The organism is Paenibacillus terricola, from assembly GCF_014779765.1.
Taxonomy (GTDB): Bacteria; Bacillota; Bacilli; order Paenibacillales; family Paenibacillaceae; genus Paenibacillus_T; species Paenibacillus_T terricola.
Genome location: NZ_JACXZA010000002.1, coordinates 905,451 through 930,086 on the forward strand (window position 1 = coordinate 905,451; position 24,636 = coordinate 930,086).

At 49.4% G+C, this 24,636-nt stretch carries 24 protein-coding genes, 2 pseudogenes and 1 other annotated feature; of the genes and pseudogenes, 6 read left to right on the forward strand and 20 right to left on the reverse strand.

What is annotated here, in order from left to right:
* Nucleotides 1–15: 15 nt before the first annotated feature.
* From H8B09_RS31225 to H8B09_RS30445, 10 genes and pseudogenes are all read right to left on the reverse strand, one after another.
* Nucleotides 16–93 (reverse strand): potassium-transporting ATPase subunit F, encoded by a 78-nt coding sequence (locus H8B09_RS31225; RefSeq protein ID WP_224753537.1) that lies wholly within the window; start codon nucleotides 91–93, stop codon nucleotides 16–18.
* Nucleotides 94–425: 332 nt separating this feature from the next.
* Nucleotides 426–1,637 (reverse strand): MFS transporter, encoded by a 1,212-nt coding sequence (locus H8B09_RS11510; protein WP_191203624.1) that lies wholly within the window; start codon nucleotides 1,635–1,637, stop codon nucleotides 426–428.
* A 174-nt stretch (nucleotides 1,638–1,811) separates the two neighbouring features.
* Complete coding sequence (locus H8B09_RS11515; RefSeq protein ID WP_191203625.1) at nucleotides 1,812–2,720, reverse strand: aldo/keto reductase; 909 nt, start codon at nucleotides 2,718–2,720, stop codon at nucleotides 1,812–1,814.
* Nucleotides 2,721–2,747: 27 nt separating this feature from the next.
* Nucleotides 2,748–3,227, reverse strand: a complete 480-nt coding sequence (gene coaD / locus H8B09_RS11520) for a pantetheine-phosphate adenylyltransferase (protein WP_191203626.1) — start codon at nucleotides 3,225–3,227, stop codon at nucleotides 2,748–2,750.
* A gap of 1 nt (nucleotide 3,228) precedes the next feature.
* The gene (locus tag H8B09_RS11525) at nucleotides 3,229–3,738 is read right to left on the reverse strand and encodes a metallophosphoesterase (protein WP_191203627.1); all 510 of its coding nucleotides are present in this window, start codon (nucleotides 3,736–3,738) and stop codon (nucleotides 3,229–3,231) included.
* Between the two features lie 142 nt (nucleotides 3,739–3,880).
* Nucleotides 3,881–5,152, reverse strand: a complete 1,272-nt coding sequence (locus tag H8B09_RS11530; RefSeq protein ID WP_191203628.1) for an erythromycin esterase family protein — start codon at nucleotides 5,150–5,152, stop codon at nucleotides 3,881–3,883.
* A gap of 139 nt (nucleotides 5,153–5,291) precedes the next feature.
* Nucleotides 5,292–6,380 carry an aspartate-semialdehyde dehydrogenase gene (asd, locus tag H8B09_RS11535; protein ID WP_191203629.1) on the reverse strand — a complete coding sequence of 363 codons (1,089 nt, stop codon included), beginning with the start codon at nucleotides 6,378–6,380 and terminating at the stop codon, nucleotides 5,292–5,294.
* Between the two features lie 154 nt (nucleotides 6,381–6,534).
* Nucleotides 6,535–6,797: a binding site (T-box leader), on the reverse strand.
* A 55-nt stretch (nucleotides 6,798–6,852) separates the two neighbouring features.
* Nucleotides 6,853–7,407 carry a hypothetical protein gene (locus tag H8B09_RS11540; RefSeq protein ID WP_191203630.1) on the reverse strand — a complete coding sequence of 185 codons (555 nt, stop codon included), beginning with the start codon at nucleotides 7,405–7,407 and terminating at the stop codon, nucleotides 6,853–6,855.
* Between the two features lie 269 nt (nucleotides 7,408–7,676).
* The gene (locus H8B09_RS11545; RefSeq protein WP_191203631.1) at nucleotides 7,677–9,146 is read right to left on the reverse strand and encodes a protein adenylyltransferase SelO; all 1,470 of its coding nucleotides are present in this window, start codon (nucleotides 9,144–9,146) and stop codon (nucleotides 7,677–7,679) included.
* Between the two features lie 219 nt (nucleotides 9,147–9,365).
* A pseudogene (locus tag H8B09_RS30445) lies at nucleotides 9,366–9,596 on the reverse strand (group II intron reverse transcriptase/maturase); the annotation flags it as partial.
* 170 nt (nucleotides 9,597–9,766) lie between these two features.
* On the opposite strand from H8B09_RS30445, the pseudogene H8B09_RS11550 reads away from it, so the two are divergent.
* Both H8B09_RS11550 and H8B09_RS11555 read left to right on the forward strand, forming a co-directional pair.
* Nucleotides 9,767–10,326, forward strand: a pseudogene (locus H8B09_RS11550) (WYL domain-containing protein).
* A 110-nt stretch (nucleotides 10,327–10,436) separates the two neighbouring features.
* The gene (locus H8B09_RS11555; protein WP_191203632.1) at nucleotides 10,437–11,063 is read left to right on the forward strand and encodes a type 1 glutamine amidotransferase family protein; all 627 of its coding nucleotides are present in this window, start codon (nucleotides 10,437–10,439) and stop codon (nucleotides 11,061–11,063) included.
* Between the two features lie 277 nt (nucleotides 11,064–11,340).
* On the opposite strand, the gene H8B09_RS11560 is transcribed toward H8B09_RS11555, so the two are convergent.
* Nucleotides 11,341–11,466 carry a DUF5131 family protein gene (locus H8B09_RS11560; protein ID WP_224753475.1) on the reverse strand — a complete coding sequence of 42 codons (126 nt, stop codon included), beginning with the start codon at nucleotides 11,464–11,466 and terminating at the stop codon, nucleotides 11,341–11,343.
* 415 nt (nucleotides 11,467–11,881) lie between these two features.
* Here H8B09_RS11560 and H8B09_RS11565 point away from each other — a divergent pair, with 415 nt between their 5' ends.
* Nucleotides 11,882–12,091 carry a hypothetical protein gene (locus H8B09_RS11565; protein WP_191203633.1) on the forward strand — a complete coding sequence of 70 codons (210 nt, stop codon included), beginning with the start codon at nucleotides 11,882–11,884 and terminating at the stop codon, nucleotides 12,089–12,091.
* A 25-nt stretch (nucleotides 12,092–12,116) separates the two neighbouring features.
* On the opposite strand, the gene H8B09_RS11570 is transcribed toward H8B09_RS11565, so the two are convergent.
* Genes H8B09_RS11570 through H8B09_RS11610 form a run of 9 tightly spaced genes read right to left on the reverse strand, consistent with a single transcriptional unit; the run spans nucleotide 12,117 to nucleotide 22,540 of the window.
* Nucleotides 12,117–13,436 (reverse strand): LLM class flavin-dependent oxidoreductase, encoded by a 1,320-nt coding sequence (locus H8B09_RS11570; protein WP_191203634.1) that lies wholly within the window; start codon nucleotides 13,434–13,436, stop codon nucleotides 12,117–12,119.
* 33 nt (nucleotides 13,437–13,469) lie between these two features.
* On the reverse strand, nucleotides 13,470–14,681 hold the full coding sequence (locus H8B09_RS11575; protein WP_191203635.1) for an MFS transporter: 1,212 nt from the start codon (nucleotides 14,679–14,681) through the stop codon (nucleotides 13,470–13,472).
* Nucleotides 14,682–14,728: 47 nt separating this feature from the next.
* Complete coding sequence (locus H8B09_RS11580) at nucleotides 14,729–15,379, reverse strand: SDR family NAD(P)-dependent oxidoreductase (protein WP_191203636.1); 651 nt, start codon at nucleotides 15,377–15,379, stop codon at nucleotides 14,729–14,731.
* 13 nt (nucleotides 15,380–15,392) lie between these two features.
* Complete coding sequence (locus H8B09_RS11585) at nucleotides 15,393–17,090, reverse strand: ABC transporter substrate-binding protein (RefSeq protein WP_191203637.1); 1,698 nt, start codon at nucleotides 17,088–17,090, stop codon at nucleotides 15,393–15,395.
* Nucleotides 17,091–17,140: 50 nt separating this feature from the next.
* Nucleotides 17,141–18,082: an oligopeptide ABC transporter permease gene (gene opp4C / locus H8B09_RS11590; RefSeq protein WP_191203638.1), complete on the reverse strand. Its 942-nt coding sequence runs from the start codon at nucleotides 18,080–18,082 to the stop codon at nucleotides 17,141–17,143.
* Nucleotides 18,083–18,094: 12 nt separating this feature from the next.
* Nucleotides 18,095–19,045 carry an ABC transporter permease gene (locus H8B09_RS11595; protein WP_191203639.1) on the reverse strand — a complete coding sequence of 317 codons (951 nt, stop codon included), beginning with the start codon at nucleotides 19,043–19,045 and terminating at the stop codon, nucleotides 18,095–18,097.
* Nucleotides 19,046–19,080: 35 nt separating this feature from the next.
* Nucleotides 19,081–20,094, reverse strand: coding sequence for an ABC transporter ATP-binding protein (locus H8B09_RS11600; protein WP_318152589.1), 1,014 nt, complete (start codon nucleotides 20,092–20,094; stop codon nucleotides 19,081–19,083).
* Entirely contained in the window at nucleotides 20,091–21,110 is a 1,020-nt protein-coding gene (locus tag H8B09_RS11605; protein WP_191203640.1) for an ABC transporter ATP-binding protein, read from the reverse strand. The genes H8B09_RS11600 and H8B09_RS11605 overlap by 4 nt, the downstream gene beginning before the upstream one ends.
* Entirely contained in the window at nucleotides 21,107–22,540 is a 1,434-nt protein-coding gene (locus H8B09_RS11610) for an amidohydrolase (RefSeq protein ID WP_191203641.1), read from the reverse strand. Before H8B09_RS11610 ends, H8B09_RS11605 begins: the two co-directional genes overlap by 4 nt.
* Nucleotides 22,541–22,857: 317 nt before the next feature.
* Between H8B09_RS11610 and H8B09_RS11615 the strand changes: the two genes are divergently transcribed.
* The 3 genes from H8B09_RS11615 (at nucleotide 22,858) to H8B09_RS31005 (ending at nucleotide 24,623) form a co-directional block, all read left to right on the forward strand.
* Entirely contained in the window at nucleotides 22,858–23,751 is an 894-nt protein-coding gene (locus H8B09_RS11615) for a polysaccharide deacetylase family protein (protein WP_191203642.1), read from the forward strand.
* Nucleotides 23,752–23,889: 138 nt separating this feature from the next.
* Entirely contained in the window at nucleotides 23,890–24,192 is a 303-nt protein-coding gene (locus H8B09_RS31000) for an SDR family NAD(P)-dependent oxidoreductase (RefSeq protein WP_318152590.1), read from the forward strand.
* A 134-nt stretch (nucleotides 24,193–24,326) separates the two neighbouring features.
* Nucleotides 24,327–24,623, forward strand: a complete 297-nt coding sequence (locus tag H8B09_RS31005) for an SDR family NAD(P)-dependent oxidoreductase (protein ID WP_318152591.1) — start codon at nucleotides 24,327–24,329, stop codon at nucleotides 24,621–24,623.
* Nucleotides 24,624–24,636 lie beyond the last annotated feature (13 nt).

Consider the following 24,636-nt stretch of genomic DNA (forward strand, 5'->3'; position numbering starts at 1 on the left):
AACATCATCCTTTTCCTAGAATCGTTCTGGCTTTATGAGTGCGATGATCAAATATATGAAGATCAATAAAGCAGCACCAAGCACGATAATCATCGTGTTTCCTCTCCTTCCCCATCCACCACACGGCCGCACCAATGGACGAACCCATAGAACAATCCAAATGTGCAAGCGAGCAGTACGACCACGCCAACGTCAAGCATCCGATCCAACCTCCAATTCCTTAAGAGAACATTTTCCAGCAATCTGCTTGTTACAGTGCAATCATAGAACGGGAATGGATAAATCGTGGGTAAAGATCAGAGTCATCGGTATAAAAAAAACATAAAAATCGAGACCACTCGCCCTATTTCGCGTTTAATCTCGACAAAAAAAGAGACCGCCGTAGGCAGCCCCTGCATCGTTAATTATGATTTAATGGCATCCAGTTAACCGATTGCCGTTTGTTTCTCCGTCTTCTTCTGCTTGGATCTCACAAGCGGCAATAACAGCAATGCGCCTACAACGATCATCACTCCGCTCAACTCGTACACGGCAAGCAGCGAGAATGCCTTCTTCAGAATACCTGACAAGAACATGCCGAGCACCATCATCCCCATGAAGATCGGCATGATCGCACCGGACACACGGCCCATATACGCCATCTCCGTATTGCGAACAAGAAGCGTCTGAATCCCGCCTTGAATACATGGATAAACCAACCCGCTGATGGCAACCAATATAATCGAGAGCCAGATGAAGGTCGAAGCGCCGATGCCAACCGTGCACACCGCCGTTACAAGTAGACCAAACATAAGCAGCAGTTGCGGCCGCACCTTCTTCGCTAAGCTCATGATGATCGCACCGCCTACGAGCATCGCAGCGCCGCTCGTCATTACAAACCACTGCAGAAACGACTTATCTTGTCCAAGCTGTTCCATCACAACGAAAATTTGAAGCGGCTGCGTTACGCCTGATGCAAGTCCAACAACGCCGAACGTAAGTCCAAGCGTGCGCAGCGTATGATTGGAAGCAATATAATTCATCCCTGCCTTCAGCTCTTTGTAGAAACTGCCCGAAGCTTCACCCCTCTCCTCTTCTACGTCTCGTGGAAGCGTCGCTAGGATCACGGATGCCCCGAAGAACAGAATCGCCGTCAGGATAAGGGAAGTATGAATTCCTAATTTGATAAAAATAAACGTACCGACCACGGGACCTAACACCGTGAAGATGGCAACAAGCGTTTGATACATGGCCATCACACGCTGAAGCTGCTCCCCTGGCACATGCTGTTTGTACAGTTTCATTGCAGATGGCTGCGAGAACTGTGACAGACTGGCCGATATGAATGAACCAACAAGAAGCGCGGTCCATCCCCCATAGATTAGTGCGATCAATACAGCGACTACCGATAATGCAGACAACCGATCACTCCACACCATCGTCCGTTTCGGCTGCCAACGATCGGCGAACGTCCCACCGATTAACGCAAACAAGAAGATCGGCGCGAATTCAGCAGCCGATATGAGCGATACGTCAACTGGATTATTGTTTGTCAGTTCCGTTACATACAGCAGAACAGCATAGTTCCGAATCCAAATACCGAGATGCAGGAGCACCCTCGACAGAAAGATGGTTCGGACATAACGATTGGACCACATGTTGAACAACAACTCCTCGTTTTACTTATTTACTAAATTACTAATTTACTAAATCAATGTAGCCTGTTTTCTCGCTCGCGTCAATCCCAAATGTTGTGAAGAGTTCTGAACGCAACAAAAAAACCTTATCCTGCCCGCGTAATTCGCGGTGGATAAGGCATTTAAATTTATGTGCTATCGATGCGCTGTATACGTATTCGGACGTGTGATCGCACGAATTGCCGCAGCCAACTCCGGTGTAAGCGGAGGCGCTTCAGCCGCCGATACGTTCAAGCGAAGCTGCTCCATGCTGCTTGCACCTGGTATGACGACACTAACGGTCGGATCATGCAGTGAATACCGAATCGCCAGCTGCGCCAACGAATAACCATCCCCGGTCAAATCCTGCAATTGTTGTCGAATGTTCGGAAGCTCCTCAGCCGAATAGTCAAGGTAACTCCGTTCAGCTTTTGCTGCTCCGCGTTCGGTCAGAATGCCTCCCGCCAGCGGGCCGCGAGCAATAAGACCGATATCATTCTCACCAAGCAGCGGCAATACGGTTTCCTCAGCCCTTCTATCCAGCATGCTGTACTGATTCATTACACTGACTATAGTGGAGCGCTTCACATATTCACGAATGACATTCGGACGGATCGACGAGATGCCGTAATGACGAATGAGCCCTTCCTTCTTGAGCGTCTCGAACGCATCAATCGTCTCGTCTATCGGATCATCAATCATCCCTCCGTGCAGCTGATAGAGATCGATGTAGTCGGTGCCAAGTCTGCGAAGGCTATCTTTAACGGCATTAAGTATGTGCGCTTTGGACGGGTCCCACGACCAGCCGTCTTGCCCCTCAATTCGGCGGTTGCCAACCTTCGTTGCAAGAATGATGTCACTTCGGCGGTTACGGATGGCACGCCCGACTAGCTCTTCATTCCGTCCTGCATCGTAGAGATCGGCCGTATCCAGGAAGTTGATGTCAAGTTCCAATGCTTCTTCGATGATCGACACAGCCTTACTTTCTTCGGTTCCAAGCGACATGCAGCCAAGTCCGATTTCACTTACATACAGGTCCGATCGACCAAGTTGATTTCGTTTCATCTATGTTCCTCCACGCTGATTTCATAATTAAGATTGAATGAATTCAACCATCTGGTTATAAGCATCCGGATGCATATAATCCTTAGCCTTGTCGATTTTGTTCGATTGAATGAACATCCGCACCAGCGAGCTGCTTGTCTGAATATCTTTGGTGTAAGGAGACAGATAGATTGTATCCGCATTCGAGGTGCTTCTCATATACTGCTCCAGCTGCAGCTCATATTCGAGGTCCGTTGAGTTGCGAATGCCGCGAATGACGGCGGCAATGCCATTCTCATTCACATAGTCCGCCGTAATACCCCCGAATGGGACGACGACCGCATTCGTCATATGAGCAATCGACAGCTTCACAAGCGCTGTACGCTGCTCAATCGAGAACTGATGCTTCTTGCTTCGATTATTCGCAATGACGACATGCACCTCGTCGAACAGATGGCCCGCTCGTTCTATGACCGAGATATGACCCAATGTAACGGGATCGAAACTTCCTGCGTATACGACCTTCATCTTATTGCTCCTCGCTTGGCACAACGCTATCTCGGATCTGCTCGAAAGTCAGCGGCGTATAGTCCCAATGCTCCACGCTAACGTTGAAATAGTTGATTCCTTCATACTTCTGCGAATGGATATGACCATGGACATTCACATACGGCATGTGATAGTTCATATACAACGGTTCATGCGACAGGAAGAAGAAGTCTTTATAAATAATCGGATATTCGCTCACCTCGTCGAAGCCCGCATCAAGCCACCACGCTCTGGAGCGTCCGCGATCATGGTTGCCGAGAATAAGGATCTTGTAACCGTTCAGACGTGACACAATCGCCTTCGTCTTCTCTTTGTTCAAGAACGAGAAATCGCCAAGATGGAACACTTTGTCCTGCTTGCCGACAACGGCATTCCATTTCTCAATCATGACCTCGTTCATTTCATCCACATCTTTAAAAGGCCGCGATTCGAAGTCAATAATATGTTTATGGCCAAAGTGATGATCGGAAATAAAAAATACTTTTGACATTGGCGTTCACTCCTCTACCGTCCACATGTAGCTTGCACAATCTTGTAAACTAGCGTATACGAGTGTCCATGAATTAGCAATATCCCGATCTATCTGCATACAAAGAAAAAGCCGCATTCAGAGCGACTTTTGGCGTGGCACCCTACATATGAACCGCTTCTCTCGACAATGGCGACAACGCTGTCGTCTCGTCGAAATAGATGAACGCATCGTACCGTTCGGGCAGAACGGACGGCACGTAATTGCCCCGCTCGCGCTCGGGGTGATAGACAACTCCAATTGCCCGATGACCGAGCGTAACTGTATCGAGAATCGTTGGCTCACTGCTACGGAACACCAGCAGTTTGTTGTCAGAGCCTGTTCGGTGCAGCAGCTCTTCCCAACTCTTCGCCATCGCTTGAGGTACGGGCATCACTTCAAGCTCCATCCCCCAAGACCGACCAGCAATAACCGTTCCTGAATACGTTCCGTAACCGATGGCAAACACTTTATCGCCATACTTCTCCCGCAACAGCTGGCCAACGTTAACCATTCCATCCTCGGCCATATCGGTCGCTCTCGCGTCACCGATATGGGTATTATGCTCCCATACGATCGCACGGGCGCCTTCGCCATGAAACGTCATCAGCCGTTCTAGCGAACTCACCATATGTCGATCGCGAACGTTCCAAGAGTCTGCGTCTTGACGGATCATCGTCGTATAATACGATTCTGCGCCAGCCACAGCAAAAGCATTCATCTCGGCGCTGAACACATCCTCCCGATCGTTCGAATCCGCGTACTGCCACTTATCCTGCAATTTACGAAGCAATGCAATAACCTCATCTTCGCAGCCTTCACCGAACAATGCGGAAGATGCCCCATACCGTTGCTCATCCCGGCCATGCGGTTCGAAGCATTCGAAAGCCTTACGTGCCGCATCAAGGTCGCTTCCTGGCTTCGATTCCAGATACTCCAGAATCGCTTCCATAGACTCCCATAGGCTGTACATATCGATGCCATAGAACCCGACTTTATCTGCGTCAGGCTTATACTTGTTATATTCACGCATCCATTCAGCTAACTCAATGACCTCTCGGTTCGCCCACATCCAAGTCGGCCAACGCTCGAAGTCACGCAGCGCATCACGTGCGTTAGCACCGCCATCCTCATATCCTTTGACATACCGATTCAACGTGTAGCATGCTGGCCAGTCTCCCTCGACGGCAATGAATCGAAATCCATATTCCGTAATAAGTCGTTTCGATAGTGCCGCACGATCCGTATAGAATTGTGACGTGCCATGCGAGGCTTCGCCGAGCAGCACGAAATCTGCACTGCCAGCCTGCTGCAGCAAGGCAGTAGCTCCTGCGGCATCGGCCCCTAAGTACGGCTGTGCAAGCTTGCGTATGGCTTCCAGCACTTCATTTTCCATCACAACCGCTCCTTCCTCAATTCCCGATCTCCGCCTAGATTGCCATGTGAAGTTTGTGCCGAAGCGGGACATCCTATACAGCAAAAAAGCAAGCTCCTGAATGAATCAGGCAGCTTGCTCTTATACGATATATCAGCGATTAAGCTTTGGGTTGAATGTAGCCTTCGGCCTTCAGCAGTTCTGCGATCAGGACAGCACCACCAGCTGCACCGCGGAGCGTGTTGTGCGACAAACCTACGAATTTGAAGTCGTACAGCGAATCTTCACGCAGACGACCAACGGATACGCCCATGCCGTTCTCGATATTGCGATCGAGCTTCGTTTGCGGACGGTTTTCTTCTTCGAAGTATGTGATGAACTGCTTCGGCGCGCTTGGCAGCTCGAGCTCTTGCGGGCGGCCTTTGAAGTTAGCCCAACGCTCCAGAATTTCTTCTTTCGTTGGCGCATTCTCGAATTTCACGAATACCGTCGCCAAGTGGCCGTCCGTTACCGGTACGCGGATGCATTGCGTCGTGATTTGCGGTTCGCTTGCTTTCACGATTTGACCGTCTTCTACACTGCCCCAGATACGAAGCGGCTCTTGCTCGCTTTTCTCTTCTTCGCCGCCGATGTAAGGAATCACGTTGTCGAGCATTTCAGGCCAGTCCGTGAAATTCTTACCTGCACCGGAGATTGCTTGGTACGTCGATGCAACAACCGTTTTCGGTTTGAAATCGAGCAGCGCGTTCAGCGCTGGAACGTAGCTTTGAATCGAGCAGTTTGGTTTAACTGCGATGAAGCCCGTCGTCGTACCGAGACGTTTGCGCTGCGCTTCGATAACCTCGAGGTGGCTTGGGTTGATTTCCGGAATAACCATTGGGACGTCAGCCGTCCAGCGGTGAGCCGAGTTGTTCGATACAACCGGCGTACCCGTCTTCGCGTATGCCTCTTCGAGCGCTTTGATTTCGTCTTTCTTCATATCTACCGCGCAGAAAATAAAGTCTACGCCGCTTGCCACTTCTTCTACTTTCGAAGCGTCTTGAACGACGATTTGCTTCACAGCGTCAGGAATCGGCGTTTCCAGCTTCCAGCGGCCTTGTACCGATTGCTCGTACGTTTTGCCAGCGGAGCCTGCGCTTGCTGCGATTGCCGTTACTTCGAACCAAGGGTGATTATTAAGAAGTTCAACGAAACGTTGACCTACCATGCCCGTTCCGCCAACGATACCAACTTTCAATTTGTTTGCCATTTATCGTTCAATCCTTTCCTCTATACCCAATTATGATATGGTGCAAATAACGATTGTGACCGCATAAGAAGTTCTCAATGTCTTCATTGTAGACGATTTACGTATTCCGCTGGAACAACAAAAAAATCCCACCCCCAAGACTTAAATTAAAAGTCTTAGGGATGAGATTATATTCTCATGGTACCACCCTAGATTCGCTACAACGTCGCCGTTGTTAGCCTCGTCGAGTACGGCTTTGCAATCGCAAAGCTTATACTCCAGCTCTGTAACAGGAGCACCTGTCACGCCACCCCTCTAACCAAGTTCCGGCGTGCTGCTCTGAGCCTTTTTTCAATAAACGGTGCTTTGCTCCTTTCCAGCTGCCGGAGCTCTCTGTGAAAACCTTCGTTTATCTACTCTTCTCTTCATCGCATTTAATATTGGCTATAGCGTATCAAATTTTTACCTTCTGGTAAACAATTTTTTTGAAAAATTATTTCATCACCTTAATTTCCTTGTCGAAAGTACGACAAACCTTCACTCCTGATTGATGGCTGAATGAGAATAATACTTCTCCTGAAGTCGCATCGACAACGACATTATTTTCGGTGAAAATAACACGTTCCGAGTCGCTGCCAGCAACATTGCCGCCCGCTGCTGGGAACCGCACGCCTTGAAACGTCACGATATAAACAGGCGTGTCACGTAGTCCATTCACCTTTAGCTTATCGTTGTTGCGAATGGCTGATTCGGAGAATGATAGTATCGGTGCCGTAAGCAGTTGATACTCCACCTTTATGCTCTTCGCCGTAGAAGATAAGGGAAAATATAAGGAAGCTGATTGGATTGCATCCGTCTCTGACTTAACAGCTTGCTCCTTCGGTTTATGCAACGTCATATTGGCATTCGCAAGAAACTGTGCGTCGAACGAAGTGTCAGTCTCTTCATACGTGTCATTCGAGTGATCAACCTTGGCGGACGAAACAGCGGGAACAGGAATAGCAAGAAGAACTGTAATTGTCAGCACCGAAACTATTCTTCTAAACACTAACATATCCCCTCCCTTTCGAAATCTCTATTGCTACGAAATACTGGATAGTCGAATTTGAAACAATCGCACTTTAGATAACAAACATCTAACACACAAGCGGGAGGACAAGTAGCACCCCCCTAATTCTCTCGCTTATTCGATACATCCACTTCATCTGACTAACGCACTAAAGGTTACATAAATTTAAATATGTAACCTTTCTTGTTATCCATTTATGACAGGACACTAAAGAAGGCCCATTTACCGGACTTCCTCTCATTGCATAGTTATGTCCCACAGAATGTCCGATAATTACAATTCTGCTGCTCGGGCAGAACAGCATATTCAGCTTGTTCCTCCGTGTGAGCATACGGATGAACAAGCACTTTCAGCAGTTTCTCCATCACCGTGTAATCCCCATGCTTAACAGCCGCGTTCAGCGCTTCTTCTACGCGATGGTTCCTTGCAATAACAGCAGGATTGCTCCTCCGCATCAATTGATGCGCTTCCTCCAGCGTTGCTGCCTGCCGACCTCTGCGCACCAGCCAGCGGTCATGCCAATCAGAGAAGTCCTCATGAGAAGCAAGCGTATGCCCCTCGAAACGATCGAAGGTTAGCGCGATAAACGTATTCGTGAAATCCGCCTTGGTCTTCTGCATCATCGCAAGCAGCTCTTGGATTAGCGCTTCGTCCTCTTCCTCAGTATCCGCCAGCCCCAGCTTCGCCCGCATGCCGCCAAGCCAATGCTGATGGTATCGCTCGATATAGTGCTGAAGCTCATGCTCTGCGAGGCGTACTGCTTCATCCCCATCTTCATGCAGCAGCGGAAGCAGCGCTTCCGCTAGACGAGCGAGGTTCCAAGCGCCAATGCGCGGCTGGTTGCCGTATGCGTAACGTCCTTGTGTATCGATTGAGCTGAATACAGTCGCCGGGTCGAACGCATCCATGAAGGCGCACGGACCGTAATCAATCGTCTCGCCGCTGATAGCCATGTTATCGGTGTTCATAACGCCGTGAATGAAGCCGACTAACTGCCACTTCGCAATCAGCGCCGCCTGCCGTTCCGCAACCTTCCGAAACAACACGAGATAGCGATTATCCCCTTCCTCTATATCCACATTGGAAAAATGCCGCTGCAGCGCATAATCTGCAAGCTCGCGAAGCTCGTCATTCGTACACCATTGCGCTGCGAATTGGAATGTACCAACACGCAGATGGCTTGCAGCTATTCGCGTCAGCACGGCGCCTGGCAGCACCGACTCGCGATATACCGCCTCGCCAGTCGTCACGACCGCAAGGCTGCGTGTCGTCGGAATGCCAAGTCCATGCATCGCTTCGCTGATGATATATTCGCGCAGCATCGGCCCAATCGCCGCCCTGCCGTCTCCGCCGCGGGAGTATGGCGTACGTCCGGAGCCTTTCAGCTGGATGTCGAACCGCTCTCCATCTGGCGTTATTTGTTCGCCTAACAGCAGAGCGCGCCCATCACCCAGCCGATTGAAATGTCCGAATTGATGGCCCCCATAGGCCTCAGCAATCGGATCCGCCCCTTCAGGCAGGTCATTGCCTGCGAATACGGCTGTACTGTCGCTGCTGCGCAGCACCTCTGCAATCAATCCAAGCGAAGCTGCGAGCGGCTCGTTCAGTATGACAAGTGCGGGATCATCCACTTCAGTTGGGCCAACCCGAGCAAATAAGCTCTCTGGAAGACGGGTATAACTGTTATCGAAGTTCCATCCTGCTTTTGTATTGGTCATCGTATCTGATTCTCCCTAATCTGCAAGATAACAGTGTGAATTCGTTTTTACTTTCACCATAACATGCCGCAATCACTCACTCTAATACATTTCGTTCCATTGTGATAACATTATGCAGCAAAGCCGGACAGCCGACAAGTCGCTCCTAAATCGAGTAGGAGGGGGCGGCTAGCCCCCGTCCTCTCACACCACCGTACGTACCGTTCGGTATACGGCGGTTCATGGTCTATTCCGCAACAGCATGTATCGGTCAGTCAGACTCTGTAATCCGTTGGCTACCCGATATTGGTTTCCTAAGGCTCGACTTAAGATCGGACTGAGCGCTATTCGCCAGTATTTCTTCCTCGTGTTTCCCCACTCATATGCTTTATGCTTTGGAACGCCCAATGAGATTAGCTCTCTTGTCTTCGTTTTCGGCAGTTTCCACTGCTTCCACTTACACATTCGCAGTCAACGAATTGTCATCAACGGACGAAATATCTGGATTGTCAACATAATAAGGAACTCAGGAGCGTATCAACACTACTAGGCTCAGAATAAAGGAATACAGATGATTAGCAAACACTTAAAGTGTTTGTTAGAATTTAATTATAGTGTTAATCAAAGGTGAGGGTTATGTTATGCCAAAAAATAATAATATGCTAACTATTCTATGGATGTTGAATTCGGGAGAGAAATTGACTGCGAAGCAAATATCGGAAAAGTTGGAGATCAATATAAGAACAGTTTATCGGTATATGGAGTTAATTGGAACAATAAGTGGTATACCATTGCATTCTGCCACCTGCGGAATGAGATCCGCAGCTTTCGGGTAGAACGAATTCTGAGCATCACACGCACGCCATTCTCATTTAGGCGTCCCGATGAATTTTCAGCGTGTACTTTTTTTATGAATAATCTGTTACCAGATGTAGCACGTAAATCTGGATTAATTTCTTTAATTATTAGTGGCAAGGCAGAGGCGTTGGATGATCTATTCATACATTGGTTTTTGGAGCATCATTTGCAGGAGCGGACCTCGACGCAAGCCATTTTTTTACTTGAAGAAGAAGCACTGTATACACATGTTCCGTTAATCATTCTTCCTTATGGGAAATCCATTCGAGTTATAGAGCCACAGAATCTAAAGAATAAACTTGTGGCGGTTGCTTCAGAGTTAATGGAATATTATCAAGTTTAACAGCTTCACTGACAGCAGTTGTCAGTGAGGTTGTTTTATTATAAGGACAACCACTCATTACAGATGAATGGTTGCTGTTACCTAATAAACTTGATGAGGAGCACTTAGAAATGAATAATACCGTATATCTTTATGTGTTTGATACCATGTCCGATTGGGAAATAGGTTATTTAGCCGCCGAACTGAACTCTGGAAGATACTTCAGACAGGGGCTGGCTCCTGCCAAAATAGTCACCGTTGGGATAGAAAAGACTCCAGTAACTACAATGGGCGGATTGAAAATAATGCCTGACATCAAAGTGGATGAGTGCAGCATTAAAAGCGTAGATGCACTGATTTTACCTGGTGGAAATACATGGACAGAAGCTGTTCACGTACCCATATTAAAAATGGCCGAGATGTGTTTAAAGGAAGGGATAGTCGTTGGAGCAATTTGCGGCGCTACCTTAGGACTTGCTCAAGCAGGATTGTTGGATTCACATTGGCACACAAGCAATGACTTGGCCTACCTTAAAATGGTTTGCCCTTCTTACACGGGAGATGAATATTACAACATGGAATCGGCTGTCACCGATGAGAGATTGATCACTGCATCAGGAGTAGCTCCATTAGAATTTTCAGTTCATGTTTTAAGAGCGCTAGATGTATTTTCTCCCAAAACATTAGACGCTTGGTATCGTCTTAATAAAACTCATGAACCTAAATATTTCTACGAGTTAATGAATTCAATCCAATGACAGTATAGGGATATAAGGCATGTGGAGACGGTCATATTGATGGTTCGAAAATGAGATGTGGCAGGTTCGCTTAAGTTAAATGGATTGATGGGAAAGGGGCATGTAGGGTGTTCTGTGTTGCTTGTGAGGGAACGACCCGAGGCCCTTTTAACTTTTAGGTTTAAACCTGTATTCATAGGAATGTACAAAGAGAAATCCCCTTTGGTGTTTAACCCAGAAGGGGATTCTTTGAGAGGTATTAAACTCCGACTTCTTCGGCAGCAACTGGATATTCATCCTACGTTCGCCCGTTTAATTCACGACCTGTCCGATGCTTCTGGACTCCGCCCCATTGCTTAAAGAAGAAAGCGACACCGTCATTTACGCATTGGTCACGGATAGTTTGTACCCACTCTGGAGCCATTGGACGAGCTCTCCCGGCCCACTTTCGCTGCCGACTATTACACAATGGATACTATTCAACAATGTCATCGATAGAATGGACTGAGGCAGCTTGGGTAAACGCATTTCATTCCCGCTTAAAACGCTGGATGGACAGGTTCCAAGGCGTCGCAAACAAGTACATGGATAACTACATGTTTGGGTTCCGTTTCTTTTTAGGAGCGGTTCATTTTTTGCCTATAAAGCAACAATATTTACGAAGACAGCGTAAATTTAAGAGTTCGCTAGTTAAGTATAATCGATCTTTATTCTTATATATCTCCTCCCATTCTCGTGTACCGAACACTTTGTCTAGCCTCTCGGTCGCCCATTTTTCTTGACTACCTCGACGAGGTAAATATCTAAGAAGAGTCATATTGAAAGCAAGAGCGGTAATCTTGGAGACGGTTCTGAGTCAAGGTGAAGCCAATGAGCGGCTTATGCAGAAATTCAGGGAAGAAGTCAGGCGGTTTGCGGAATTACAGATTGATGACGAGGAAGCCCTTCGCGAATTGCTTCAACGTTTTATCGAACGTATCGAGATTGAGTTGGGTGGTGGAATTATTATCCATTATAATTTTGGAAATCCGTTGTCTGCAGGGGCATAATTCGCCCCCTGTCTTTACGTCAATATTAAGCACTCCACACATATCGATTGCGAGGAACCGATATGCCCAGATTGCCGCGCAGCGTTTCACTTTCATATTCCGTACGGTACAGCCCGCGCTGTTGAAGAATCGGAACAACAAGATCAACGAAGTCAACTAATCCGTTAGGCACGACCGTTCGTACGTTGAACCCGTCAGCCGCCCCTTCCTCGAACCACTGTTGAATAAGGTCAGCGATAGTCTCCGGTGTGCCGATGAATGCCGTTCGAGGCGTTGAAGCACGAAGCGCCACTTGTCGCAGCGTTAATCCCTGCTCTCTCGCCTCCTGCTTGATTTTGTCCGTCGTGCTGCGGAAGCTGTTGCTGCCCAGCTCTCCGATTTCCGGGAACGGTTCATCCAGCGGGAATTGCGAGAAGTCATAATGCTCGAAGTACCGTCCCAAATAGTTAAGCGCATGCTCAATGGATACGAGTCCTGCAATCTCCTCATATTTACGTTCGGCCTCCTCGGCCGTCTCGCCAACAATCGGCCCGATGCCTGGGAAAATGAGCAGTTCCTCCGGATTACGGCCGTATGCCGCTGCCCGCGCTTTCACATCCTGATAGAATGCCTTCGCTTCTTCGATCGACTCCGGTGCCGAATAGATGGCGTCTGCTGTCTTCGCGGCAAGCTCCTTGCCAGATTCGGATGATCCGGCCTGAAAGATGACCGGGTATCCTTGTCTGGATCTTGCCACATTAAGCGGGCCTTGTACGGAGAAATGTTTGCCCTCATGATGAAGGGTATGCAGCTTGGATGGGTCGAAGAAAACACCGTTTATTTTGTCGCCGATAAAAGCGTCGTCTTCCCACGAATCCCATAAACCCTTCACGACTTCCACATGTTCCTCCGCGATTTCATAACGCAGCGCATGCTTCGGATGCTCGCCCTTGCCGAAATTAAGCGCTGATCCCTCCAGAGGCGAGGTTACGACATTCCAGCCTGCGCGACCGCCACTCAACTGGTCAATCGAGGCAAACTGCCGCGCAACGGTGAATGGTTCGCTATAGGAGCTCGACAGTGTGCCTACCAGACCAATATGCTCCGTAACGGCTGCTAGAGCGGATAACAATGTCAGCGGTTCGAATCGGTTTAGAAAATGCGGATTCGACTTCTCATTGATGTACAGGCCATCTGCAATAAAGATAAGATCAAACTTGCCGCGCTCTGCGATCTTCGCCTGCTTGCGATAGAAATCAAGACTGACGCTTGCGTTAATCGGCACTTCAGGATGACGCCAGAATGCAATGCTGTTGCCGATTCCGTTCAGATTGGCTCCTAGTTTCAACTGTCTTGTAGTAGTCATCGTTTCAGTCTCCTTCATATATCAATCAGAATGCTAAGAATCGCTGCTAGCTGCATGCTGCTCGTGAACAATAGGTTTAAACTTAAGCGCGCCTCTGACGGTCCATGCTGCTGCCAATAAGGCGACTCCAGTTAATAGGAACACGTACGGGATGCCGATCCATCCGCCGAGAATACCGCCAAGCAGCGGGCCGGCTACGATGCCGAATTGGTTGGCGGACTGGCTCAGACTAACAGCTCGGCCGCGAAAGTCGCGGTCTACTTGCTGAATGATGAGTGCATTGAGGGCTGGAAATACAGCCGCGAAGAACAGTCCGTAGCTAAATCGCAGCAGCCCGAAACCTACCAGATTGTGTACGAACATCTGCAACAGATTGCCTAACCCGCCTCCAATTAAGCCGATGAACAACGTTCGGCTGTAGCCGATACGGCCGCCGATCCTACCCCAGCGCGGACCCATCAGCACGGTTGCAGCGCCTACGGCCGAGAAAACAATGCCCGAGCTGAGCGTCGCGCTGGTAGCGTTGCCGCCTAGCTGTACAACATAAATCGTAATCAAAGGTTCGAGGATAAGCACCGAAGTCGATACGAGCATAATCAATCCATAAATCCGAAGCAACCTCGGGTTCGTCGCAGCTCTTTTCACATCCTGGATAACGCTTGTTCGTTCTGTTGACCTTCTGCGGTGTGCTTCTTTCACGCCGAGTACGATGACTGCCGAGATTAATGTAATAATAGCGGAAGCGATGAAACAGCCCCTTAGCCCTACCCACTGCGATAACACACCGCCGACTAACGGCCCAATGATGCTCCCCGCTGCAGTTGATGTGGATATCACACCAAGTGCGTAGCCGACATGCTTCTCTGGAGTATTCGTCCCAACGAAAGTGATGGATGCCGGGCTGAAGCCCGCCATCAGCCCTTGGAATACGCGAACCATAATGAACGTGAACGGATCGTAGACGAAGAAGTTGGCCAGATGCGCTAAGCCGAGACCGACGCCCGAACGAAATAACATGAGTTTACTTCCATAGCGGTCCGCGAGCGATCCCCAGAATGGCGCGCATAATCCGCTTATGAGGAAGCTGATGGAGATAGATACGCCCGCCCATGCCTCCAGTCCGTTCTTAATCCCTAGATCTTGCTGCAGGAACAAGGGGAAGAACGGAACGGATAGTGTGTAAGACATATGATTGAGGAATAGACCGATCCATAGAATGTACAAGTTCCGCTTCCACTGTTCCACAAGCTCAACTCCTTACTCCATGATGCAGCTTCTTGGTTTGCGCCGCATTATGCGTATACGAATTCCGCTTGATCACGGCGTTCGTGCAATTCCCAATATTTCTCCGCAATAGCATCCGGATCATAGGCAGTACCCTTCGCTACATAACCGCCGATCGTAACCGTGCCGACATAGATGTTGTCTGGCTGCAGTTCCTGTGCGAGCGACAGCGCCAACGACCGTACGCCGGCTTTGCCGATCGATAAAGAGGCATATGTCGGGCTTGGCGAGAGCGCGAAGCCACCGCCAGTAATAAGAATGGTTCCTTCCTTCCGAGCCCGGAAAGCCGGAATGACTTCTTTGACACTGGATAATGCGCCAACAACATTTACTTTGAATTCCTCAATAAGCTGCTGCTCATCTAGAGCCGAAATCGTCGTACTTGAGATGTACGCGGCGTTATACAACAGCACATCCGGCGTTCCATATTGCTCGCGGATATTCTGGAACGCCTCTGCAATCGATTCGGGCTTCGATGCATCCCCCACTGCTGTATATACATCGATAGCTTGATCGCGAAGCTCGCTTGCAAGCACCTCAAGCGACAATGGGTTACGGGCGACGAGCACGACACGGAAGCCGTTAGCCCCGAATTTACGTGCAACCGCCGAACTTACGCCTGGACCTGCACCAACAATAACGAGTAGTTTTTGACTCATAGGAATCTCTCCTTTAATTTGTTTTCAAATCCCATTCATTCACATTGTTGAACGTGCCTAGATTGAGTGGTTTGCCGCCAACTACTAGATTGGATACGGCCTGCAGACGTTTCTCCGAATAGATGCTTAGCGTCGGGAGATCGTCATGCAGAATTTGCTGCAATTCATTGTAGATGTCGTGACGTTTGGATGGATCAGCTTCAGTTGATCCTTGGGCGATCAGCTCATCTGCTTTCGGATTGTTATAGAAAATAAAGTTGTTCGCATTGTCGCTCTTGAACAACGAGAAATAGTTGCTTGGTTCGATATAGTAGTCGCGGTTGAAGATCGTCAGATCGTATTCTGCTTTATCCACCTTCTGAATGAGCGTGCTGAAGTCAAATTTCTGTATATCCACTTTGAAGCCGACATCCTTCAGATTCTGAACAATAATGTCCGATGCTTGTTCGCGGATCTTGTTCCCGGCTGGCACAAGGAAGCGCAAGGTTTGGCTTCTATCCCAGCCCGCTTCCTTCAGCAGCGCCTTGGCTTTGTCGGGGTCGTAGGTGAACAGCTTAATATCCTTGTTATAGTAAGGATTGTCGCTCGGAACACTGCCATCGATGACATCGGCCTGCCCTTTGAACAGCTGGTCGACAATAAGTTGACGGTTTATTGCATAGGCGATCGCTTGACGAACTTTAACGTTATTAATTGTTTTGTTATTAAAGAAGAGCTCTGCGGGCTCGGATGGACCGCTCGAATCGACCGTTACGTTCGTAAGCGCCTTAACCTTCTCATAATCAGTAATCGGAATAAGGCCGACAGGCAGCGAGTTCATCTGGATATCCCCTGTCTGCAGTTGGGCAATCAGATTCGTCGCAGGGAGTACTTTGACGTAAATTTTGTCCAGCTTCGCGACTGGGCGATAGTAGTTGTCGTTGCGTACGACCTCCGTATATTGATCCTTCTTAAAATCAGCGAACTTGAATGCTCCGATCGTCACTTCCGGCTTTTGAAAATATGCATTCGTCGCCAGCTGGTCCGGCGCTACGTCTTTCAGAATATGCTCTGGAATGAAATACACCTTCGTCGCGAACGTTTCCTTGAAGATGTTCGGGTCGATTGCCGTCTTCGTCTTCACTTCGAACGTATGCTCGTCGACAATCTTCAAACCCGTCAGCTCGGACTGGCCCTCCTCCAGCTTGCCGGCATCGTTCGTCCCTTCGATGAAGTTTAATCGGAACGAGCTCTCAACCTTGGGATTCAGAGCGGTAAGGAGCGTGAACTTGACGTCGGCTGTTGTGAACGGCTGTCCGTCATTCCACTTCGCATTCGAATTGAGCTTTACAACATAAGTGTGATTGTCGGACGTCTCAACGGAATCAGCCAACTTAGGCAGAAATTCGAATGACGTATTAATATCAAGCAGCGCATCGTTGATCAGCGCCAATACCGTCTTGGAAGCAGAATCGCCTTGATCATTAATCTGATTCAGCGTCGGCGGGGAGTTAACGATACCGATTGTTACGATCTTGTCTTTCACTTGGGCAGTTGTTTCCTTAGGTGCATCCGCTTGCGTAGATGCTTTGTCCACTGTCTTCGAAGTATCGGTGCTCGTTATCGTCTGGTCCTTGCTTTCCGTTTTGTCGTTATCGCTGCCGCATGCAGCGAGGAGCACGAGAAGTGCAGCAATCAATGTAAAGCTGAATAATCGTATCGATAATTTCATTGGGAATCCTCCTTGGTTTGCGTAATTTGTTGAATATGAGATTTCTTGTGTCAACTCTTAGGATCAAGCGCATCGCGCAGTCCATCGCCAACGAAGTTGATGGCAAGCACGGTAATGAGCAGCATCGTTCCTGCCGGCACCCACAGCCATGGCTGATCGGTCAATACGGTCAGCGATTGAGCATCGCTGAGCATATTGCCCCAACTCGCGGTTGGCGGCTGAACGCCCATGCCAAGGAAGCTGAGTCCCGCCTCACTCATAATGGCGCTTGCCACACCGAAAGTGGCATTGACGATAATAGGACCGATCGCGTTCGGCATCAGATGGCGGAACCATATACGCGGTGCGCTGTAACCAAGCGATCGGCCCGCTTTAATATAGTCAAGCTGCTTCAGTGAGAGGACACTGCTTCTGACTAGGCGGGCAACAGCCGGCCAAGAGAACAGCGCTAATACGATAATAATGGTGTTCAGACTTGCGCCAATTGCACTTACGACGACTAGAATGACCATGAGAAACGGGAACGCCATGAACATATCGGTCACTCGCATAACGATCATATCCAGCCAACCGCCTACATACGCAGATATCATGCCAACCATCGTGCCGAACACGACATACAGCCCAACCGTCGAGAAGCCGACGACGATCGAGACGCGCGAAGCTGCGATGAGACGGCTTAATACATCTCTGCCAACTTGATCCGTTCCTAACCAGTGATCGCTAGACGGTGCGGCGGAGAATGCAGCAGTAACGGCATTAGGCGAATGCGGCGTAAGCAGCGGCGCCAGTATGCCCGTCAACACCAGCAGGACGGTGACCGCTAATCCGAATAGAGCAAGCCGGTGCTTAGCGAAACGGCCGGCTACCTGTCGAAAATAACTTGCCGGCGGACGAATCTCGGGCTCGTTAATCGCTTGGTTATACGCAATATCTGATCGTTCGGTCTGTCCAACAGCTGAATGACGCAGCTCCAGTTCACTTGTTTGCATGCAGCACCATCCTCATCTGTACTGGATTCGTGGATCGGCTATGGAATACAGAATGTCTGTTAAAAGATTCGAAATCATGACCACAATTGCAGCGACGAGATTAAGCGCCATTAAGGTCGGGTAGTCCCGCGACAATATCGACTGCATCGTTAATTGTCCTATGCCTGGCCACTGGAATATCTGTTCGACAAGAATGCTGCCACCGAGCAGAACAGGAATTTCTGTTCCGAATACGGTCAGTATCGGAAGCAGCGCATTGCGGAATGCGTGCTTGTAGATGACGAACGACTCTCTTACACCCTTTGCTCTAGCTGTCCGCAAATACTCTTGACCGAGTACATCCAGCATACTGGCGCGTATGTAACGTATTTTTTTCCCGACAATACCAACAGCTAGAACAGCTGCGGGCAGGATGAGATGCCGTATGGTGTCACCGAAACCGCCAGCTTCGCCTAACGTACTCATTCCGCCTGTCGGCAGCCAGTGCACTTTTAACGTAAATAGATAGATGAGACCTAAACCAAGGAAGAACGGCGGAATGGAAAGGCCAACGAACGCGAACCCCGTCATTGTATGATCAAAAGCCGTATTATGTCGGATCGCACTTGCGATTCCTAACGGTATTGAAATCAACAGTCCTGTGAGCAATGCAGTAAATGCTAGCAGGATGGTAGGTCCAATACGTTCACCGATGATATGGGCGACTGGCGCGTAGGAGCTGAATGAATAACCCAGTTGGCCATGCAGCAGACCGGATAACCAACGCCAATACTGCACAGCGAATGGGCTGTTCAACCCAAGCATCTCTTTCTTCGCTTGAAGCAATTCTGGCGGTGTATTCGGATCGATCAGCATATCGACAGGGTTGCCGGGCGCCAGCTTCATAATGACGAAGCTAATGATCGAGATGCCGAGAAGAACGGGGACCGAGATGACCAGACGTCTTATTAAATAGGGCAGCATGCGCCTCCCTCATCCTCCTTTCTAGTAATGCTGTTCTACCAAAGCGGATAGTGGCATGCAGCCGCATGCGCCCCTCCATCAAGCTGAGGCTCCTCCTTGCGACACCTTGCCTGAGCGTATGGGCATCGGGGATGAAACCGACAGCCTTGGGGCGGATTCGCAGGATTCGGCGCTTCGCCTTCAAGGATTGTTTTGGGTCTTGACCGTAATTGCGGATGGTGGACTGGATTCGCTTGCAGAAGCAGCTGCGTGTACGGATGCCTCGGTGCGTCGAAGAGGCTGTTCTTATCCGCAAGCTCGACGATTCGGCCAAGATACATCACTGCAATTCGCGAGCTAATATAACGAACCGCGCCAAGCCCGTGTGCAATAAACACATACGTTAAGCCTAACTCCTTCTGCAAATCTTGCAGCAGGTTCAGAATCTGCGCTTGAATGGATACATCGAGCGCGGATACTGGTTCATCGCAAACGATAAGTCTCGGCTTAACCGACAAGGCACGCGCAATGCCGATCCGCTGCCGCTGCCCTCCTGAGAATTCGTGCGGAAAACGCTCCTTGCTTGAACGCGGCAGCCCAACCAACTCCAGCAGCCGATCGACTTCTTCGGCAATTGCGCCTTTCTCAATCAACCTGTGTGCGTGCATGGGTTCCGCCAACAGATCTCCTACTCGTTGACGAGGATTTAACGAAGCTTGCGGATCTTGAAATATGAACTGCATTTGAGTTCTCAGCGGCTTCATTCGACGATCTGATAATCTTGTAATCTCTTCATCTTCGAACCAGATTCGCCCTTCATGCGTTTCTTCAAGGCGCAGCATCGTTCTGCCGATTGTCGATTTGCCGCAGCCTGATTCACCGACAAGCCCCAGTGTTTCTCCGGGATAAATATTCAATGTCACGCTATCGACGGCTCGAATATAATCCTTCGTCCGATTGAGAATACCTCTTCGGATCGGATAATACGTACTCACATGATCAAGTCGCATGATCGGCTTACTTGCATGTACAGGATGAAGCTGATTGATATTCGAGGTAGTATGCGTCATATGGCTATCCCTCCTGCTGCCTGCTGAATCGTCTCTGTCGGAATTGTAAGCCAACAGCGGACAAGATGTTTGTCATTTCCTGCTGCAAGCGGAGGCTCCGCTTGCCGGCAAATAGGCTGCGAATAAGGACATCGCGGGTGGAACCGACAGCCTTGCGGCAAATGATTCAACATCGGAACGTTTCCGGGAATGGAAATCAGCCGATCTTCACCCTCATCCGTTTGCGTATGTATGGTCGGCATGGCTTTCATCAGTCCCTGTGTATAAGGATGCAGCGGCCGATTGAACAGCGCATCAACATCAGCCTGCTCAACGATCTGGCCTGCATACATAACGACGACCCGATCCGCCATCTCTGCCACTACGCCTAGGTCATGCGTAATGAGCAGTATGGACGTACCGCTGTCCTTTTGCAGCTTCTTCAGCAATTGCAAGATTTGCGCCTGCACCGTTACATCCAATGCAGTTGTCGGTTCGTCGGCAATCAACAGCGGGGGCTTGCTTGCGATTGCCATTGCAATGACAACACGCTGCCTCATGCCGCCTGACAATGCATGCGGGTAATCGTTCATGATGGATTCTGGTCGCGGGATCCCTACGCGTCGAAGCAATTCAACGGCATATTCGCGAGCCTCACGCCTTCTCCGCTTCGAATGCAGCTTGATCGCTTCCAACAACTGATTCCCTATCGTGAATACAGGATTCAGCGCCGTCATCGGCTCTTGCGCAATCATCGAAATATCTTTGCCTCTCATTCGACGAAGCTCCTGCTCAGATGTGCCGAGCAGGTTGTGACCCTTATAACGAATCTCGCCTTGCTGAATAATGCCGTTCCTTCCAAGCAGTTTAAGAATCGATTGAGAAGTGACGCTCTTACCGCTTCCTGATTCACCAACAATACAGACGGTCTCCCCTTCATACACCGTAAGCGACAAGTCATCGACTGCTTTCAATTCCCCGCCGTCTGTACGGAAACCGACCGAAAGACGTTCAATCTTAAGCAGCGGCTCTGTCATTGGTTCGCCCCGATAGGCTCGGGTTGATTAATCGGCGGCTGAACATCCGCTGGTATCGCAGGTACATAGGTGAGATCACGTGTTGCATACCGAAACTCTTCCTTCGCTCGCTTCAAGGTTTCTTCGCCTGTTGTGAACAGCTCATACGCAGCAAGCGCTAACAGCTTGGCTGCATACTGCATCCCGGTCCGGCCAATGGAGGAACCGAAGGACGCCGTCGCCTGCCAGGTGTGAACTTGTATCCCTACAGGCGCGCAGGTTGTCGTTATGGTCCCTACTGGCGTGATCCAGGATACATCACCGAGATCCGTTGAACCTCCCAGCGTAACGCCAATTGGCTTCCAGCGGGCGAAGCCGGTAGGGAGCGGCCCTTCCCCGCCAAGTCCTAGCCGTTCCTTTTGCTGCTTAGTTTGACGTAGAGCGGCTGGATCCAGCGTTTCGGTAAGCTGGGCTGCCCATTTGCGATCCTCCACCGTAAAATGGATCGGTCCTGCTACCTCCGCCTGCTGAACGAGCAAATCATTAAGCGTTTCATTCGGTTTGACATCATAGGCGCCTGCTTTGATGTTCCACGATACACTCGTATCCGTCATTAGCGCCGCACCACGCGCAATGTTGAGCAAACGTTCGAGCAGACCATCCACATGTTCGCGGTTTGCGCCCCGCAGGAAATACCACGCGCTTGCGTAGTCCGGCACAATATTAGGTGCGACGCCTCCATTAGGTATCGTGTAGTGGATGCGCGATCCATCAGGCACATGCTCCCGCAAATAATTCGCGCCTACATTCATTAGCTCTACGGCATCCAAAGCGCTCCTGCCCAGATGAGGTGCCGCGCCTGCGTGAGCCGTACGACCATGAAAGTGGATTTCGACCGAGGTAAGTGCAGAAGTGCCAGCAGATACAGCGAGATTGGATGATCCAGGATGCCATGTCAAAGCCGCATCAAGGTCATGAAATACACCATCTCTTGCCATAAACGTCTTGCCCGACAATACTTCCTCAGCCGGACAGCCATAATAGCGGATCGTTCCCTCAAGTCCCTCAACGAGCAGCCGCTCAGCTATTGCAATGGCTGCCTCCACGCCTGCCGTCCCAAGCAAATTATGTCCACAGCCATGACCTGGACCATTATTCACAACGGGGTCTGGCTCGGTACTGACATGTTGAGACAGTCCGGGCAAGGCGTCGAATTCGCCAATAAGTCCAATGATCGGCGTGCCGCTGCCGTACTCTGCGATGAATGCGGTCGGAATTCCGCCTACGTGTCTTGATATACGGAAACCTGCCTTCTCCAAGACACGAGTTTGCGCATCGGATGCGAAATGTTCTTCATATGCGACTTCTGGCTGCGCCCATATTTGATCAGCCAATTGGTCGAAGCTTGCTTGATTCTCCTCAATCCACTGCAAGATATGCTGCTTGCTCATGACCAACCTCCTCCATGTTTACGAAAGCCCCTCAATTACATTAATTCACATCAGGATAGTCGTATTTAAACTTAACAGAACCTATCATCGCATATTTGGTCAGTAAATAAATCCCGGTATAGGATTGTTTGATAGGGTCATTTATGAATTCAATCGATGCGCCTTATTCGATTCGTCAGAAGGAGGAAGACCTTGTTAGCAATTAAATATATTGACAACTGCACAATTGCCTGCACAATAAGTAGGAACAGCATAGTCGCAAACCGATACATACAACTGACTGAATGCCAGTCGAGAGAAATTAGGGGGATAAAACGTTGCTTCAACAGATTGGGTACAACGCCAATGACCGCTTACTGATCATAAACGCGGATGACTTCGGTCTTACACATGGAACGAATGAGGCAATCATTCATTTACTGGAATCGGAAGCTGTTACATCAACGTCTATCATGATGCCTAGCCCTAAAGCACTGGACGCCATGAATAGAATCGCAGAAGGCGAACATCGAGCGGTTGGCATTCACCTCACTTTGACGAGTGATGCTGCGCAGTCCTACGCACCGGTCTATCGTGAGCGGCCGCTAAGCAGCGTTACGCGATCTGATGGAATGTTCCATGCGGACTGCGCGCAGCTTGAACGCCTCGCTGACCTGGATGAGGTCCTACTCGAGCTAGAGGCGCAGATCCTTCGGGCCCAAGCGCATGGTATGGATATTACCCATCTGGACAGCCATGCAGGCAGCGTATTGGGACTGCATACAGGGCGCGATTTTCTGGAAATCGTGTTTGATTTATGCGTCAAGCATCGGCTTCCCTTCAACCTTCCTCGCCGAATCGTAAAGCAGCCATTCTTCAATGCCGATCAGATTCGTCTGTTCGAGAGAAGAATAACCTCTGCACAAGAACGCGGCATATGCCTCATCGACGACATGATTTCACTGCCGTATGGCTTCCGACCCGAGGCTGATTACAACCTTATGAAATTACAGCTCCTTGATATGATACGAACGATAAAACCAGGCATCACGCAGCTCACCGTTCATCCATCGCTCGTCACGGATTGCTTGTTAGCTCTTACAGACTGTCATAAGGAGCGGGATAACGAATACCGGCTCGTTCAAGATGAACAATTTCGACAAGTGCTGCGCAGCGAGAACATTCATCTAATCTCCTGGCGGAATATCCGAGATTTGCAAAGAAAGGTATAGGGTTGTGTCTCGAGACAATCAAGGATGAGTCCCATAACAGGCCTTCCAATCTTGAAAATGCCGCTCTTGACTTGGAGTGTACTCCAAGCTGTAAAGTGATCGTTAGTCAAATAAATATCACTTTTAGGGGGCGTAATCATGAACACATCCAAAATAGCTTTGATCACCGGCGGAAACAAAGGTATCGGTCTTGAGACTGCTAGGCAATTAGGCAAACTAGGATTCACCATATTGCTCGGTTCAAGAGATGAAGCAAGAGGACAGGAAGCGACGGCTGCCCTGACGGCTCAGAACATACATGCAAAGGCAATGACCTTGGACATAACAGACTTGGATACAATTCAATCCGCAGTAAAACGAATTGACGATCAGTATGGAGCGCTTGATGTTCTGATCAATAACGCTGGCGTGTGCTTTGTAGGCAGCCTCCCTCCAAGTTAACTGGAATTATCTGTTCTAAGGAATACTTATGAGACAAATGTTTTCGGCAGTTTTTCTGTCACTAAAGCAATGCTCCCTCTGATTAAAATTCGCCTGCCGGCAGAATTGTAAACCTTTCAAGTGGCTTGGCTTCTTTGACCGAATATAATAATCCGGGATCGGATGCCGAAAAATACGGAATAAATTTGCTCGCCTACATGAGTTCGAAAACGGCTATCAATGCAATGACAGTCTTGTTTGCCAAAGAATTACAAGATACGCCGATCAAGATAAATTCAGCCGATCCAGGATACACAGCCACGGATTTGAATGGGCATACGGGCTATCGAACCGTTGAACAGGGCGCTTCCATTGTGGTGAAACTCGCCACCCTTCCGAGCGATGGTCCCAGCGGCGGTTTCTTTGATGAGAACGGAGTGATACCGTGGTGAAACGTCAGGAGGT

Coding starts and splice junctions, on each gene's coding strand:
- H8B09_RS11605 (WP_191203640.1), bottom strand. CDS start 21,110: ATGACAGAGCCGCTGCTTAAGATTGAACGTCTTTCGGTCGGTTTCCGT.
- H8B09_RS11600 (WP_318152589.1), bottom strand. CDS start 20,094: ATGACGCATACTACCTCGAATATCAATCAGCTTCATCCTGTACATGCA.
- asd (WP_191203629.1), bottom strand. CDS start 6,380: ATGGCAAACAAATTGAAAGTTGGTATCGTTGGCGGAACGGGCATGGTA.
- H8B09_RS11595 (WP_191203639.1), bottom strand. CDS start 19,045: ATGCTGCCCTATTTAATAAGACGTCTGGTCATCTCGGTCCCCGTTCTT.
- H8B09_RS31000 (WP_318152590.1), top strand. CDS start 23,890: ATGAACACATCCAAAATAGCTTTGATCACCGGCGGAAACAAAGGTATC.
- H8B09_RS11525 (WP_191203627.1), bottom strand. CDS start 3,738: ATGTCAAAAGTATTTTTTATTTCCGATCATCACTTTGGCCATAAACAT.
- H8B09_RS11570 (WP_191203634.1), bottom strand. CDS start 13,436: ATGACTACTACAAGACAGTTGAAACTAGGAGCCAATCTGAACGGAATC.
- opp4C (WP_191203638.1), bottom strand. CDS start 18,082: ATGCAAACAAGTGAACTGGAGCTGCGTCATTCAGCTGTTGGACAGACC.
- H8B09_RS11515 (WP_191203625.1), bottom strand. CDS start 2,720: ATGAAACGAAATCAACTTGGTCGATCGGACCTGTATGTAAGTGAAATC.
- H8B09_RS11610 (WP_191203641.1), bottom strand. CDS start 22,540: ATGAGCAAGCAGCATATCTTGCAGTGGATTGAGGAGAATCAAGCAAGC.
- coaD (WP_191203626.1), bottom strand. CDS start 3,227: ATGAAGGTCGTATACGCAGGAAGTTTCGATCCCGTTACATTGGGTCAT.
- H8B09_RS11530 (WP_191203628.1), bottom strand. CDS start 5,152: ATGGAAAATGAAGTGCTGGAAGCCATACGCAAGCTTGCACAGCCGTAC.
- H8B09_RS11510 (WP_191203624.1), bottom strand. CDS start 1,637: ATGTGGTCCAATCGTTATGTCCGAACCATCTTTCTGTCGAGGGTGCTC.
- H8B09_RS31225 (WP_224753537.1), bottom strand. CDS start 93: ATGATTATCGTGCTTGGTGCTGCTTTATTGATCTTCATATATTTGATC.
- H8B09_RS11545 (WP_191203631.1), bottom strand. CDS start 9,146: ATGACCAATACAAAAGCAGGATGGAACTTCGATAACAGTTATACCCGT.
- H8B09_RS11555 (WP_191203632.1), top strand. CDS start 10,437: ATGAATAATACCGTATATCTTTATGTGTTTGATACCATGTCCGATTGG.
- H8B09_RS11580 (WP_191203636.1), bottom strand. CDS start 15,379: ATGAGTCAAAAACTACTCGTTATTGTTGGTGCAGGTCCAGGCGTAAGT.
- H8B09_RS11560 (WP_224753475.1), bottom strand. CDS start 11,466: ATGGCTCCAGAGTGGGTACAAACTATCCGTGACCAATGCGTAAATGAC.
- H8B09_RS11585 (WP_191203637.1), bottom strand. CDS start 17,090: ATGAAATTATCGATACGATTATTCAGCTTTACATTGATTGCTGCACTT.